We start from the raw sequence: 14,885 nt of genomic DNA, 5'->3' as shown, positions 1-14,885 counted from the left end.
AATTTATAACTATATGAAATTCAATACAAAAGTAATACATGGTGGTCAGCATCATGATCCAAGTACAGGAGCTGTTATGCCTCCGGTATATCAAACTTCAACTTTTATTCAGACAAGTCCGGGTAAACCTTTGGCAGATTATGAATACAGCAGAGCGTCGAACCCAACTCGTACGGCTCTTGAAGAAGCTTTAGCAAGTATTGAAAATGGTACTCGCGGATTGGCTTTTTCATCTGGTTTAGCGGCTACAGATTGTATTTTAAGATCGTTTAAAGCGGGTGACGAAGTTATCGCAATGGATGATTTATATGGCGGAACGTACCGTATGTTTTCTAGAATTTATAAAGATTCAGGAATTAAATTTCATTTTGTTGATATGACTGATATCGCAAAACTGAAATCATTAATCAATGAAAATACAAAATTGGTTTGGGTGGAGACGCCAACTAATCCGTTAATGAAATTGGCTGATATTGCCGAAGTAGCAAAAATCACGAAAGAACATAAAATATGGTTTGCTGTAGATAATACTTTTGCTACGCCATATTTGCAAAAACCTCTTGATTTAGGTGCTGATATTGTAATGCACTCGGCTACGAAATATTTAGGCGGGCATTCTGATGTTATTGCTGGAGCTTTAATCGTAAAAGACGAAGCTTTAGGAGAACAATTGCATTTTCAGCAATTTGCAACCGGAGCAACTTTAGGGCCAATGGACAGCTTTTTGGTTTTAAGAGGAATCAAAACACTTGCGCTAAGAGTTCAGAGACATTGCGAAAATGGAGAAAAAGTAGTAGAGTACTTGAGTAAACATCCAAAAATAAATACAGTTTATTATCCTGGATTAGAGAGCCATCCATTTCATGAAATTGCTAAAAAGCAAATGAAAGCTTTTGGCGGAATGGTTTCTTTTACATTTAAATCAGGTAAAAAAGAAGATTCGATTGCGTTTTTAGAGAAACTAAAAGTATTTACTCTGGCTGAATCTTTAGGTGGGGTTGAATCATTGGCAAATCATCCTGCTTTAATGACACATGCATCGATTCCTGCAGATAAAAGAGCAGAAGTTGGGATTACTGACGATTTAGTTAGATTAAGCGTTGGTATTGAAGATGCAGAAGATTTAATCGCAGATTTAGAACAAGCTTTAGCATAGAGTAAATTTCAAATAAAAAAAATCCCAAATTCCAATCGTAATGATTTTGGAATTTGGGATTTTTTATTTGAAATATCTTTTAGAATTCTAAGTAGTAAATGTATCCTACATTGAGCCATACTTGCGAATCGTTGCTTTTGTTTTCTTTGTAAAGATCTTTGTTTGGGTTAAGACCGTCTACCCAGTCAGAAGTATACCCCTGATAACGAACTTCTACCATTAAATCGCTCATTGGGGCAATTTTAAGGTGGCCTCCAACACCAAGTGTTCCTGATAAAACTACTCCGTTTTCGCTTGAGAAACCATGCTGGCGTCCGTCTGAAGGAGTTAAGTATTTTGGAAAAGTAGTTGCAGGAAGACCCAATTGGCCTAATCTAGAATCGACTTTGGTAGAATAGTAACTAACCTGAAAACCTAAACTGATGTACGGGCTAAAGCTACCAATTGTGTTTTCGAAATCATGAATTTTCATGAAAGGAGAAAATTCTAATTGAGCTCCAAGGTTTACTAAAGTAGAACTTCCGTGCATAGCCTGCAGGTGTTTTACAAGACCTTTCTCTTTCTCTCTTTCTACCCAGTGGCCAAAATGTTCTAATTTGGTTGTGTTGAAAGATAACTCAGATCTAACTTTAAAATGTTCTGTAAAGAAGCTTTCTCTGTTATTATTGGCAGAAAAGTTAATGAAGTGTACAACTCCAACTCCAAATCCGGTGTTTCCAATGGTGGTGTCAAAATTGTTTCTCTCGCCATAATCAGATCGAAAAGATACAGGTCCGAAAATAACTCCTACTTCTTGTGCAATGCCTTGCGCTGTTGCTATTGTAGAAAATCCAAATAAGGCGAAAATCGTGGTATATAGGTATTTAAACATGGTTGGGGCTTTCAAATCTTGGGCAAATATATAAAAAACCTAGTCTAATCAAAATATTAAATACTTCTATTAAAAAATTAGTAACAAAACACTTAATTTTCTGACTTTAAGTAGGGTAATTTGAAGTAATTTCGGAAGGGAAAAATTGTATTTTAATTTTTGTTTAGAAATTACACAATTCTCCTTTAAAAACGAAAAAAAATAACAAACCATGATCAATTTCATTTATCTTTGCATGTTGTAACGAAAACGTTTTCTTAAAACGTATTTTCTTATTTAATTGATTAAGTTTAAAACTATTATTTGAATAATTTATTTAAAGATGGAACAAAAAATAAATGAATTTATGGCTCTTGTTGAGTCAAAAAATCCAAACGAGCCAGAATTTCTTCAAGCCGTTAGAGAATTTGCAGAAACGGTAATTCCATTTATCGCGGAAAGAAAAAAATATGATGGTAAAAATTTACTTCTTAGAATAGCTGAGCCGGAGAGATCTATAATTTTTAGAGTTCCATGGGTTGATGATAAAGGAGAGATTATCGTAAACAGAGGCTTTAGAATTCAAATGAATTCTGCAATTGGACCATATAAAGGAGGAATTAGATTTCACCATACCGTAAACTTATCTGTTTTAAAATTCCTTGCTTTCGAACAAGTATTTAAAAATAGTTTGACTACACTTCCAATGGGTGGAGGAAAAGGAGGATCTGATTTTGATCCGGAAGGAAAATCTGATGGAGAAATCATGCGTTTCTGTCAATCATTTATGACAGAATTATGCCGTCATATTGGTCCTGATCTTGACGTTCCTGCCGGAGATATTGGAGTTGGAGCAAGAGAAATTGGTTACTTGTTTGGTCAATATAAAAGAATTAGAAATGAATTTACAGGAGTTTTAACTGGAAAAGGTTTGGCTTATGGAGGTTCATTAATCAGACCAGAAGCTACAGGTTATGGTGTTGTTTATTTTACAGACCAAATGCTTCGTACTATTGGACACGAAATTAAAGGTAAAAGAGTTGCTATTTCTGGATTCGGAAATGTAGCTTGGGGTGTTGCTTTAAAAGTAAATGAACTAGGAGGTAAAGTAGTTACAATTTCTGGTCCTGACGGATACATTTATGATGAAGAAGGGATCTCTGGAGAAAAAATTGAACACATGGTTGAAATGAGAGCTACTGGAGATAATAGAGCAGAAAGATATTTAGAAAAATATCCTAATGCTGTATTCCATAAAGGGAAAAGCCCTTGGGAAGTAAAAGTAGATATCGCAATTCCATGTGCTACTCAAAACGAGTTAAACGGAGATGATGCTAAAAAATTAATAGATAATGGTGTTCTGTGTGTAACTGAGGCTGCAAATATGCCTTCTACTTTAGATGCTATTAAATTATTCTTAGATAATAAAGTACTTTTTGCTCCTGGTAAAGCGGCAAATGCCGGCGGGGTTGCTGCATCTGGATTAGAGATGACACAAAACTCTATTCGTCTTAACTGGACAAGCGAAGAAGTAGATTTAAGATTAAAAGATATTATGGTTGGAATTCATAACCAATGTAAAAAATACGGTGCAGAAGAAGACGGGTATGTTAACTACGTAAAAGGAGCTAACATTGCAGGATTTGTTAAAGTTGCCGATGCTATGCTTGCGCAGGGTGTAGTATAAGATTCATTACAATTAAAAAATGCTCTCATTTATCAAAAGATAAATCGAGGGCATTTTTTTTATTTATGCCAGAACAAAAAACAAATACTTTCGTTTGTACTATATTTGTTTATCCGAATAAATTAAAAATGGTGAGAAGATATTGTTGTGTTTTATTTTTCTTTTTGTTTCAATTTGGCTTTGCTCAAGGCCAATTGTCATGGCAGGGATATTTTTCATTTAATGAAATAAAAGATATATCAGAATCTCCAACAAGAGTTTTTGCAGCATCAGAAAATGCATTGTTTTCTAAAAATTCTGCTGCTAATATTCTAAAAACAACCACAACAGTTGATGGACTTTCAGGGCAGACTATTTCTGCGGTTTATCACAGCGAGGCATTCAAAAAAACAATTGTAGGCTATGAAAATGGTTTGATGATTGTCATTAATGAAACCGACGGCAGCATGATAAAGAAAGTCGACATCATTAATAAACAATTACCGGCAAGTCTTAAAAAAATCAATCATCTATTAGAAAACAATGGAGTGCTTTATGTATCCTGTGATTTTGGAATTGTGCAGTTTAATTTGTCAACATCGCAGTTTGGAGATACTTATTTTATTGGAGATAATGGAGCTGAAATCAGCGTAAGACAAACAGCCTTTTTTAACGGATTTATTTTTGCAGCAACTTCTACAGGAGTTAGAAGAGCAGACAGCACCAATCCTAATTTAATTGATTTTAGCCAATGGACGGTCGTTAATTCAGGCGATTGGTCAAATATAAGTACTCTGGATACACAATTAATTGCAATAAACGCAAGTGGTAATATTCATCGCTATAGTTCGAATACATTTGTTGGGTTTTCGCAATTACCGCAATCTGCGCAGGACATGCGTGCGGTTAATCATAATTTGTTTGTTACGACTTCAAACACGGTTTATGTTTATAACAATCAAATGGTTTTAAATCGTCAGATTGTGAATACGCAGCTTCCCGAGGCCAATTTAACTTTTTCATGTGCATCGGCAGCAGGCGACTTAATTTACATCGGAACAAAAGAAAAAGGTTTGTTTTCTTCGTCACTTTCCGGAGCAGGAACTTTTGAAAACAGTACTCCAGATGGGCCGCTTCGTAATAATATTTTCTCGATAGATGTTACGCCAAATTCGCTTTGGGCAGTTTATGGAGATTATGACATTTATTATAATCCTTATGGATTAGATCGTTATGGTATAAGTAAACTTAATAACTCGAAATGGTTAAATATCCCATATTCAGAAGTTTATGATGCGAAATCAATTACGCGTATTATTGTTAATCCTAATAATGAAAAACAAGTTTATGCGAGTTCTTTTTTCTCTGGATTACTGCGGATAGAAAATGATATTCCGAATTATTTGTTTAATGAAAAAAACAGCGGTTTAGAAAGTTTAACTTTTGAAGGACCAAATTATATTGATGTTCGTATAAACGGAACTGCATTTGATAAATCAGGAAATCTCTGGGTAACAAACAGCAGAATTAAAAACGGATTAAAGGTTTTAAAACCAAACGGAAGCTGGCAGAGTTATGCAACAAGTACGATTTTAAATAATGCCGAAAGTACAAGTTATGCTAATATCGTGATTGATAAAAACAACACAAAATGGATATCGACTTATAATGACGGAGTGATTGCTTTTAATGAAAACGGTAATGTTTTTAAAAAAATAACAACAGGCGCTGATACTGGAAATCTGCCAACGGCTGACGTTAGATCTGTCGCAATCGATAATAAAAATCAATTGTGGATAGGAACTACAAAAGGATTAAGGGTTTTGTCTAATATTGGAAATTTTCAAACAGACAGCCAGTTAAAAGCAAATCCAATTATTATAATGGATGATAATCTGGCGCAGGAATTAATGTACGAACAGTTCATTACTTCGATTGTAGTAGATGGAGCAAATAATAAATGGATTGGTACTGCAGATTCGGGAATATTCATGGTTTCTCAAAACGGTCAGGAAACTAAATATCATTTTACAATCAACAATTCGCCTCTGCCAAGTAATACGATAAACGATATTAAAATTAACAGCACAACGGGCGAGGTTTTTATAGTAACTAACAAAGGAATGATTTCGTTTAAAGGAATCGCAACCGGAGCAAATGAAGATTTGAATAATGTATTTGTATATCCAAATCCGGTTAGACCTAATTATTCAGGAACCGTAAAAGTTGCCGGTTTACTAGATAAAGCCAATGTTAAAATTACAGATATCGAAGGAAACTTAGTTTATGAAACGACTTCAGAAGGAGGAACTATAGAATGGGACACCACTGCTTTTGGAAGATATAAAGTGGCATCAGGTGTTTATATGATTTTTATTTCGGCACAAGACGGAGGTGAAACTAAAGTCAAGAAAGTGATGATTATTCGATAGTTCTCAGTATTCAGTCTCAGTATTCAGTCTCAGTATTCAGTGACAGTTTTCATAATCTAAAATCTAAAGTCTAAAATCTAAAATCTAAAATCTACAATCTAAAATCTACAATCTACAATCTAAAATCTACAATCTAAAATCTACAATCTAAAATTGTGCAAGTCAAAACAAAAGCAATAGTAATTTCATCTTTAAAATTTCAGGAAAAAAGTTTGATTGTAAAATGTTTTACACTTTCAAGCGGACTGAAATCTTATTTTGTGCGCGATGCTTTTTCCAGTCGAAAAGCGAGTCAGAAAATTGCTTATTTTCAACCATTGTCTATTTTAGAAATCGAAGCTGTCCATAAAAACAAAGGAACTTTAGAAAACTTCAAAGAAATAAAAACCGCAGTTCCGTTTCAGACCATTCATACTGATATTTTTAAAAGTACAATCGTGATGTTTCTGTCTGAAATGCTTCATTATTCGATTCAGGAAGAAGAAAAAAACGAACCGCTTTTTGTGTTTTTAGAAACTGCCTTAACCTGGCTCGATCATCACGACGAAATTTCAAATTTCCATTTAATTTTACTTTTGGAAATTACAAAGTATCTGGGTTTTTATCCTGATGTTTCTGAAATTGACTTGCCTTATTTCGAAATGAACGAAGGGATTTTTACGCATTTTCAGACTTCAACGGCTCTTTCTGAACATGAAACAAATCTGCTTAAAAAACTCCTTGAACTAAAATTTGATAACAGCCAGAAAATCTTTCATGTTATAGAGAGACAATTGCTTCTTAAAATTTTAATTGATTTTTACAGCTCCCATTTAGAGGGTTTTAAAAGACCAAAATCGCTGGATATTTTGAAAGAAATCTTTTCTTAAGAACTGTAGCCTAATTTCATATATTTGGCACACCAAAAACCAATTTATATGAAAAGAATAATTACTTTTTTACTTCTTATTTTAATAAACCCCGCCTTTTCGCAATCTGTCGATTTAGATCCGCACAATTTTAATGTATCTTATGTAAATCTTCCTCCAAAACCTGTTTTAGACCGAAAAAACAGAACTTTTAGTATCACGATTAACTCTCTTAATGCAGCTGATCCAAAGGGGGCAAAAGAATACTTAGAAGAAAATTCAGGTATAGATGGATTTTCGAGAGTAGCTTCAAATGGTTATCTTGAAATTGTCTTCAATTTAGAGAATTCGGTTTCGATTTTAGAACAAGTAACAAAGCAAGTGATTTTTGAAAGAAATGCAAATGGAGTAGAAGTTCCTGTTACCGTATTTACGAATGTTTTTAAATGCAGGGATTACGGGAGTTATAATGTGGTGTGTGCTGCAGACCCGTCTTTAAATAAAAAATATAGTTTAGATAATAGTTATACGACACTAAAGTCATTTAGAAATCCGGGAGAAGCAAACGCAAGCAGTTTTTTGTCACCTGGAGAGTTAAAAAGTAATTATTGGTCGAATATTGTTTCTAATATTGAATACAGATTAAATCGTGATTATGGTTATATAGTAGAGCAAACATCAGACTATGTATGGATTTTAGATTCTAAAAAACATCCGGAATATGACAGTAGTGTTAAAGCGCTTACCAGTATTAAGGCGATTTTTAATAAAATGGAGTATAATGAAGATGTTGCAGCTTTAAAAACAGAATTAGAACCCTTAATTGAGTATTTTAAAGGAATCGATAAAACTTATGCTGAAGATGAAAGAAAACACAGAAAACTTCGATATGAAGCCTATTTTAATCTTGCTGTTATCTATCATTGGTTAGATATGCCGGATGAATCTGATGTTTGGTGTGCCAAGTTAATTGAAAATAAATATGATGCCTCAGACGCAGAAAGCATAAAACTTAAAAATGAAAATTTAAGAGAGATGTTTGCTGTGAATCAGACTAAAAGCCGACATATGGATGTTGAGCTTCGATCGAACGGAGCTAAACATGAGGAAGTTGATGCTCTTAATTTTGACCCGAATTATTTCTTGAAAAATGATCCAAAATACCAATTGGTTTCTCTTATTTTAACAACAAATGATACTGTTTCAGGGTATGCAAAAATAAGAGCATTAGAAAATTTGGACCGAAAAATTTCAGTAAGTATTCCGGATGAAAACGGAAATCACAATCATATTTTTAAGACCTATTTTGCAGATCAGGTTACAAAATTAGTTCTTCAGGAAAATGATTTTTATTCAACCGTATCTTTTAAAGAAGCTTTAAGAGCGGGATCAAAACCAGTTTTTAGATTTGTTCGTGAAATTTTAAACGGAAAAACAATTTCGTTGTACGGATATGCAAATAGCGAGATAATCATCAAAAAACAAGGTGAAGCCACAGGTTCTTCTACAAGTTCTGTTGGCTGGCAGATGAATACAAAATCTAAGTTTGTAGAATTAGCGCGGCCATGTCCTAAATTAGTTGCAAGGGCAAATGGAACAGAATTTCAAAACGATCTTAATTCGCTTAGAAAATTTGTAGAAGCATTAGACGCTTGTAAATAAAATTTAATTTTAATTGAAATAAAAAAAGAACTACAGTTTGCGGCTGTAGTTTTTTTTGGCTCAAATCTCAACCATTTTCGCCCGGTTTCCTTTTGAAACCATTTAAAACGTTAGCATTTGTTAAAAATTATGTTATAAATTGGTTCAAAATGGTCTTTTTTCCTTCATCTTTTATCTATTTTACTCAAAATTCCTTACTTTCGCACCTCGTTTAAGAAAAGGATAAAATGAGTACAAAATTTACTGAATACAAAGGACTTGACTTGCCAGCTGCAGCGTCAGAAGTTCTTGATTTTTGGAAGAAAGAAAATATATTTGAAAAGAGTGTAACAACTCGCGAAGGTGCTGAACCTTTCGTATTTTTTGAAGGTCCGCCTTCAGCAAACGGATTACCAGGAATTCACCACGTGATGGCACGTGCGATTAAGGATATTTTTTGCAGATATAAAACTCAAAAAGGTTTTCAGGTAAAAAGAAAAGCCGGTTGGGATACTCACGGTTTACCTGTAGAATTAGGTACCGAAAAAGAATTAGGAATTACAAAAGAAGATATTGGTAAAACCATTTCTATCGAAGAATATAACGAAGCGTGTAAAAAAACCGTAATGCGTTATACAGACGTATGGAATGATTTGACCGAAAAAATGGGATATTGGGTTGATATGGAAGATCCGTATGTGACTTATAAACCAAAATATATGGAGTCGGTTTGGTGGCTTTTAAAACAAATCTACGATAAAGGTTTGTTGTACAAAGGGTATACAATTCAACCGTATTCTCCAAAAGCAGGAACTGGATTGTCTTCTCACGAAGTAAATCAGCCTGGAGCTTACCGTGATGTTACTGATACTACAATCGTGGCGCAGTTTAAAACGTTGCCGGAAACATTACCAAGCTTTTTACAAGGTTTTGGAGATATTCACATTTTGGCTTGGACGACAACGCCTTGGACATTGCCGTCGAATACCGCTTTAACAGTTGGGCCAAAAATCGATTATGTTTTAGTAAAAACATTCAATCAATATACTTTTGAGCCAATCAATGTTGTTTTAGCTAAAAACTTAGTTGGAAAACAATTTGCAAAAGGGTATTTCTTAAGTGAAGACGACGCTGATTTTGATAATGTTAAAAACGGCGATAAAAAACTTCCGTATAAAATTTTAGCCGAAGCAAAAGGAGCAGATTTAGTAGAAATCCGTTACGAGCAATTACTGCCTTACGTATTGCCTTATCAAAATGCTGAGAACGCATTTAGAGTAATTGCGGGAGATTTCGTTACTACCGAAGACGGAACAGGAGTGGTGCATACCGCGCCTACTTTTGGTGCAGATGATGCTAAGGTAGCAAAAGAAGCAAAGCCGGAAGTACCGCCAATGCTGGTTTTAGATGAAAACGGAACAGCAGTGCCATTAGTAGATTTACAAGGAAAATTCACTTCGCATGTAGGTGATTTGGCTGGTAAATATGTTAAAAATGAATATTACAATGCAGACGAAGCTCCGGAGAAATCTGTAGATGTTGAAATTGCTATTCGATTAAAAGAAGAAAATAAAGCCTTTAAGGTTGAAAAATACGTACATAGTTATCCACACAGCTGGAGAACTGATGAGCCGTTGTTATATTATCCACTAGATTCTTGGTTCATAAAAGTAACCGATGTAAAAGATAGAATGTTCGACCTGAACGAAACTATCAATTGGAAACCTAAATCTACTGGTGAAGGACGTTTTGGAAACTGGCTTAAAAATGCCAACGACTGGAACTTATCTCGTTCTAGATATTGGGGAATTCCGTTGCCAATTTGGAGAACTGAAGACAAAAAAGAAGAAGTTCTTATTGGTTCTATTGAAGAATTATACAATGCGATCGAAAAATCGATCGAAGCTGGTTTTCAAAAAGAAAACCCATTTAAAGGTTTCGAAATCGGAAACATGTCTGAATCAAATTATGATTTAATTGATTTGCACAAAAATGTTGTCGATCAAATTACTTTAGTTTCGGCTTCAGGCCAGCCTATGAAACGCGAAAGTGATTTAATTGACGTTTGGTTTGATTCTGGAGCAATGCCGTATGCACAATGGCATTATCCTTTTGAAAATCAAGATAAAATCGACCAGAATAAAGATTTTCCTGCGAATTTCATTGCAGAAGGTGTCGATCAAACTCGTGGATGGTTTTATACCCTGCACGCTATCGGAACATTGGTTTTTGATAAAGTAGCGTATAAAAACGTAGTTTCAAACGGTTTGGTTTTGGATAAAAATGGAATTAAAATGTCTAAGAGTAAAGGAAATACTATAGACCCGTTTAAAACTATTGAAGAATATGGTCCGGATGCCACACGCTGGTATATGATTATGAACGCAAATCCTTGGGATAACTTAAAGTTTGATCTTGAAGGAATTGCTGAGGTTCGTCGTAAATTCTTCGGAACATTATACAACACATATTCATTCTTTTCGTTATATGCAAATATCGATGGGTTTAAATATGCTGAAGCAGAAATTCCGTTAAACGAAAGACCGGAAATCGATCAATGGATTATATCTGAATTACATTCATTAATAAAATTTGTTGACGAGTGTTACGAAGATTATGAACCAACAAAAGCTACAAGAGCAATTTCTGATTTCGTTCAGGAAAACTTAAGTAACTGGTACGTTCGTTTATGTCGTCGTCGTTTCTGGAAAGGCGAATATGCTCATGATAAAATTGCAGCTTACCAAACACTTTATACTTGTCTATTAACGATCAGTAAATTAAGTGCTCCGGTCGCTCCTTTTTTCATGGATAAATTGTACAGAGATTTGACAGCTTCTACAGGAACTGAGAATTTTGCCAGTGTTCACTTGGCTGAGTTTCCAAAATTTGTCGAAAACTTTGTTAATAAAACGTTGGAAAGCAAAATGCAGAAGGCGCAGACTATCTCATCTTTGGTTTTATCATTGCGTAAAAAAGAGATGATTAAAGTTCGCCAGCCTTTGCAAAAGGTAATGATTCCGGTACTTGACGAGAATCAGAGAGCTGAAATTGAAGCGATTTCTGACTTGGTAAAAGCAGAGGTAAACGTGAAAGAAATTGAACTTTTAGACGATGCATCGGGTATTTTGGTTAAGCAGATAAAGCCTAATTTTAAAGCCCTTGGACCACGTTTTGGAAAAGATATGGGATTGATTTCTAAGGAGATACAAGGTTTTTCTGCAGATCAGATCAACCAGTTAGACAAGCAGGGAACGTTAGATATTGTTATTGCTGGAAATAATGTAACTTTATCATTAGAAGACGTCGAAATAACATCTCAGGATATTGAAGGATGGCTGGTTGCAAATTCAAACGGAATTACAGTTGCACTTGACATTACAATATCTGAAGAATTGAAAAATGAAGGTATCGCGAGAGAATTGGTAAACAGAATTCAGAATATCCGTAAAGATTCAGGATTTGAAGTTACTGATAAAATTAAGATACAAATAAAAAGAAACGGTCTTTTAGAAGAAGCAGTTTCAAAAAATGAAGACTATATTAAGTCTGAGACACTAACAGACGACTTGGTTTTTGTTGACGCTTTAGAAAACGGCACAGAAATTGAGTTTGATGATATTAAAACATTGATATTAATTTCAAAATAAAGAATAATACCATGATAGATGAAATTACAAGATACTCTGATGCTGATTTAGCAGAGTTCAAAGAAATAATCCAGGCAAAAATAAAAAAAGCGCAAGAAGATCTTGATTTGATTAAGAGTGCTTATATGAATGATTTAAATAATGGAACTGATGATACTTCTCCAACTTTTAAAGCTTTTGAAGAAGGAAGTGAGACCATGTCTAAAGAAGCAAACTCTCAGTTGGCTATCAGACAAGAAAAATTCATTCGTGATTTAAAAAACGCGCTTTTCCGTGTAGAAAATAAAACTTACGGTATTTGCAAAGTAACAGGTAAATTAATTGGCAAAGAAAGGCTTAAAATCGTTCCTCATGCAACAATGAGTATCGAAGCCAAAAACTTGCAGAGATAATAAAAAAATATCTATTAAGAAGCGCTCCTTTAAGGGGCGTTTTTTTTTGTTTAATGTTTTTTGTATTTGAGGATAAGAAGGGATTTTGTTATTTGGGAAGAAATTAATTGCAAACAATAAAAACCAAGTACAAGAAGCCGGGATGCTTTTGTAAGAAAGAGAAAAACGTCGAAATAGATTGAAAAAATATTTTAATTAGAACTATCTGTTTAAAGATAGTTCTAATTAAAATGAAAAGTTAGGCAAGATTTTTTTCTAAATCTGCTTTGTGTTTTCTTAAAACCGCTCTTGTCATTCCAAGATTTGCTTTGGTTGCGTCGGCAGCAAGATAGATCATGAATTTTTTGTTTGGCGAAATGTCAATAATGTGAATTTGATTTGAAAGTGTGATCAAAATATCCTCGATATCCTGATTTAAATTCAAAGCTTTTACAGCATTTAATTTTGCTTTTACAACTTCCAGGTTATAGGCGGCAGCAAGTTCAGGGTCGAAAGCGGTGTCTACCGTTAAATTTCCAAAACTTAATCCTGTCTCAATTTCTGTTACAGCTACTGCTATAAAGCCGTTTACGTTAGTTTTCATTTCATTCAAAAACACGTTTAAAAAGTCATTACTCATAGTTTTTGGGGTTTGTGGTTAATAGATCTATGTTATTTTAATAGGGAATTTTTGCTTAGTTCTACAGATAATTCGTCTGTAGAATGCATTAATAAGCCAAGGTTACTTCCTTCTTTTGAAAAAGCAATGACGAAGTTTGAACCGCTTATTTTATTTCCGACGACAACCCCATCGGAACTTTTTAAGTAAAGTTGTTTTAAAGAGCCTTTTTCCAGATCAAGCAAAAATTTCTCGCTCATTGATAAGATTGCTGCGCTCATTGCGGCAATGCTGTCGCCATAGTCCAGATTTAGGGAAGTGATTAGTTTTCCTTTTCCGTTTAGAATTAAAGCGGCGCTTGCTTTAGTATCGACCAAAAATTTGTTTAGAATAGTAGTTATTTCATTCATATTTTGTAAGGTTTGGGAGAAATGTTAAAATTAGTTCGTTTTGGTATGTATTTCGGGTTGTAGTTGTGTTTTGTCCTAAACAAGTGTTAATTTTTATTAACAAATATAAATTAAATTATGTATTATTGTAGAACCAAATCGTTAAATATTTTATTTTTTTACTTAAAAAACTTACACAATGGCTAAAGTATTGAAATTCAAAGATGTGAATTCTGATGTTGAACACAGAATGAAGGAATTTGAGAAGTTCCGTATCAAATTCAAAGCAGATGTTAAGAAGGCAGAAGCAAAGAGGGCTGCAGCCGGAAAACCTAGTAAAGGCATTTTTAAATCTATATCGGATTTCTTTACAGACAGCCCCGCAAAAGCACCTGCAAAAAAATAGATTTAATTCAGGATTTGGAGTAGACAGCTCCGTTTTAGTTTTATTACAAAACAATTAACGTTCCTAATGGAGCGTTTTTTTTGATTTAATTGCTATTTTTGCGCATCAAAAAATCATAAAATGTCATTAAGAAAAGCGTATTTCCTTATATTTCTAGTTTTAATTGTCGACCAGCTTTCTAAAATCTATGTAAAAACAAACTTCGTATTAGGCGAGGAAGTTGTTCTTTTTGATTGGTTTAGAATTCATTTTATAGAAAATGAAGGAATGGCATGGGGAACAAAAATACCAGGGGAATATGGAAAACTAATTTTAACGGTTTTTAGAATTTTTGCAGTATTCGGAATCGGATATTGGTTAGCAGATTCAGTAAAGAAACGTCATTCTACTTATTTGATCGTTTCAATCGCTTTAATTTTTGCCGGAGCTGCCGGAAATATTATCGATTCTGTTTTTTACGGAGTAATTTTTGACGACAGTACGCATAACTTAGCAACACTTTTTTCGCCGCATCCATACGGAACATGGTTTCATGGTTTAGTGGTAGATATGTTTTATTTCCCTATCTGGGAAGGTAATCTTCCTTCTTGGCTGCCAATTTTTGGAGGAAAGCATTTTATGTTTTTCAATGCTATTTTTAATGTTGCCGATATGGCGATTTCAACAGGAGTTGGAGTATTGTTGGTTTTTAATAAAAGAGCATTTCCTAAACACGCATAATTATTTTTAGGAATTCCAAAACATAATTCCAAATTCCAATATTTGAAGTGTTAATTGCTTGCAAATATTGGAATTTGGAATTTTTCATTATTGGGGTTTGATATTAATATGCTATTTTTACAGTACAAAAAATCAGA

General features: G+C 33.9%; 12 protein-coding genes. 9 read left to right on the top strand and 3 right to left on the bottom strand.

What is annotated here, in order from left to right; genetic code table 11:
* Positions 1-13: 13 nt before the first annotated feature.
* Complete coding sequence (locus AC1RRQ_RS17525; protein WP_493024317.1) at positions 14-1,156, top strand: cystathionine gamma-synthase; 1,143 nt, start codon at positions 14-16, stop codon at positions 1,154-1,156.
* A gap of 79 nt (positions 1,157-1,235) precedes the next feature.
* On the opposite strand, the gene AC1RRQ_RS17520 is transcribed toward AC1RRQ_RS17525, so the two are convergent.
* Entirely contained in the window at positions 1,236-2,027 is a 792-nt protein-coding gene (locus tag AC1RRQ_RS17520; RefSeq protein WP_493024316.1) for a THC0290_0291 family protein, read from the bottom strand.
* Between the two features lie 322 nt (positions 2,028-2,349).
* On the opposite strand from AC1RRQ_RS17520, the gene gdhA reads away from it, so the two are divergent.
* From gdhA to AC1RRQ_RS17490, 6 genes are all read left to right on the top strand, one after another.
* Positions 2,350-3,693, top strand: coding sequence for an NADP-specific glutamate dehydrogenase (gdhA, locus tag AC1RRQ_RS17515; RefSeq protein WP_493024315.1), 1,344 nt, complete (start codon positions 2,350-2,352; stop codon positions 3,691-3,693).
* A gap of 128 nt (positions 3,694-3,821) precedes the next feature.
* Positions 3,822-6,104 (top strand): type IX secretion system anionic LPS delivery protein PorZ, encoded by a 2,283-nt coding sequence (gene porZ, locus AC1RRQ_RS17510; RefSeq protein ID WP_493024314.1) that lies wholly within the window; start codon positions 3,822-3,824, stop codon positions 6,102-6,104.
* Positions 6,105-6,259: 155 nt separating this feature from the next.
* Positions 6,260-6,973 carry a DNA repair protein RecO gene (gene recO / locus AC1RRQ_RS17505; RefSeq protein WP_493024313.1) on the top strand — a complete coding sequence of 238 codons (714 nt, stop codon included), beginning with the start codon at positions 6,260-6,262 and terminating at the stop codon, positions 6,971-6,973.
* Between the two features lie 48 nt (positions 6,974-7,021).
* Positions 7,022-8,614: a hypothetical protein gene (locus tag AC1RRQ_RS17500; RefSeq protein ID WP_493024312.1), complete on the top strand. Its 1,593-nt coding sequence runs from the start codon at positions 7,022-7,024 to the stop codon at positions 8,612-8,614.
* A 227-nt stretch (positions 8,615-8,841) separates the two neighbouring features.
* On the top strand, positions 8,842-12,243 hold the full coding sequence (ileS, locus tag AC1RRQ_RS17495) for an isoleucine--tRNA ligase (protein ID WP_493024311.1): 3,402 nt from the start codon (positions 8,842-8,844) through the stop codon (positions 12,241-12,243).
* An 11-nt stretch (positions 12,244-12,254) separates the two neighbouring features.
* Positions 12,255-12,635, top strand: a complete 381-nt coding sequence (locus AC1RRQ_RS17490; protein ID WP_110307084.1) for a TraR/DksA family transcriptional regulator — start codon at positions 12,255-12,257, stop codon at positions 12,633-12,635.
* Positions 12,636-12,873: 238 nt separating this feature from the next.
* Here AC1RRQ_RS17490 and AC1RRQ_RS17485 read toward each other — a convergent pair whose 3' ends face one another.
* Positions 12,874-13,254 carry a hypothetical protein gene (locus AC1RRQ_RS17485; RefSeq protein WP_493024310.1) on the bottom strand — a complete coding sequence of 127 codons (381 nt, stop codon included), beginning with the start codon at positions 13,252-13,254 and terminating at the stop codon, positions 12,874-12,876.
* A gap of 32 nt (positions 13,255-13,286) precedes the next feature.
* Entirely contained in the window at positions 13,287-13,643 is a 357-nt protein-coding gene (locus AC1RRQ_RS17480; RefSeq protein ID WP_493024309.1) for a roadblock/LC7 domain-containing protein, read from the bottom strand.
* A gap of 178 nt (positions 13,644-13,821) precedes the next feature.
* Here AC1RRQ_RS17480 and AC1RRQ_RS17475 point away from each other — a divergent pair, with 178 nt between their 5' ends.
* Positions 13,822-14,028, top strand: coding sequence for a hypothetical protein (locus tag AC1RRQ_RS17475; RefSeq protein ID WP_493024308.1), 207 nt, complete (start codon positions 13,822-13,824; stop codon positions 14,026-14,028).
* Between the two features lie 120 nt (positions 14,029-14,148).
* The gene (locus AC1RRQ_RS17470; RefSeq protein WP_493024307.1) at positions 14,149-14,748 is read left to right on the top strand and encodes a lipoprotein signal peptidase; all 600 of its coding nucleotides are present in this window, start codon (positions 14,149-14,151) and stop codon (positions 14,746-14,748) included.
* The last annotated feature ends 137 nt before the right edge of the window (positions 14,749-14,885 follow it).

Source organism: Flavobacterium sp. GW821-FHT12A05, assembly GCF_058807735.1.
Note: the sequence above shows the minus strand (reverse complement) of the source record. Positions and strands in the feature narration are given on the sequence as shown.

Bases quoted from the DNA above. Each gene is read 5' to 3' on its own strand.
- AC1RRQ_RS17475 (WP_493024308.1), top strand. From the start codon at position 13,822: ATGGCTAAAGTATTGAAATTCAAAGATGTGAATTCTGATGTTGAACAC.
- gdhA (WP_493024315.1), top strand. From the start codon at position 2,350: ATGGAACAAAAAATAAATGAATTTATGGCTCTTGTTGAGTCAAAAAAT.
- ileS (WP_493024311.1), top strand. From the start codon at position 8,842: ATGAGTACAAAATTTACTGAATACAAAGGACTTGACTTGCCAGCTGCA.
- AC1RRQ_RS17480 (WP_493024309.1), bottom strand. From the start codon at position 13,643: ATGAATGAAATAACTACTATTCTAAACAAATTTTTGGTCGATACTAAA.
- porZ (WP_493024314.1), top strand. From the start codon at position 3,822: ATGGTGAGAAGATATTGTTGTGTTTTATTTTTCTTTTTGTTTCAATTT.
- AC1RRQ_RS17520 (WP_493024316.1), bottom strand. From the start codon at position 2,027: ATGTTTAAATACCTATATACCACGATTTTCGCCTTATTTGGATTTTCT.
- AC1RRQ_RS17485 (WP_493024310.1), bottom strand. From the start codon at position 13,254: ATGAGTAATGACTTTTTAAACGTGTTTTTGAATGAAATGAAAACTAAC.
- AC1RRQ_RS17500 (WP_493024312.1), top strand. From the start codon at position 7,022: ATGAAAAGAATAATTACTTTTTTACTTCTTATTTTAATAAACCCCGCC.
- AC1RRQ_RS17525 (WP_493024317.1), top strand. From the start codon at position 14: ATGAAATTCAATACAAAAGTAATACATGGTGGTCAGCATCATGATCCA.
- AC1RRQ_RS17490 (WP_110307084.1), top strand. From the start codon at position 12,255: ATGATAGATGAAATTACAAGATACTCTGATGCTGATTTAGCAGAGTTC.
- AC1RRQ_RS17470 (WP_493024307.1), top strand. From the start codon at position 14,149: ATGTCATTAAGAAAAGCGTATTTCCTTATATTTCTAGTTTTAATTGTC.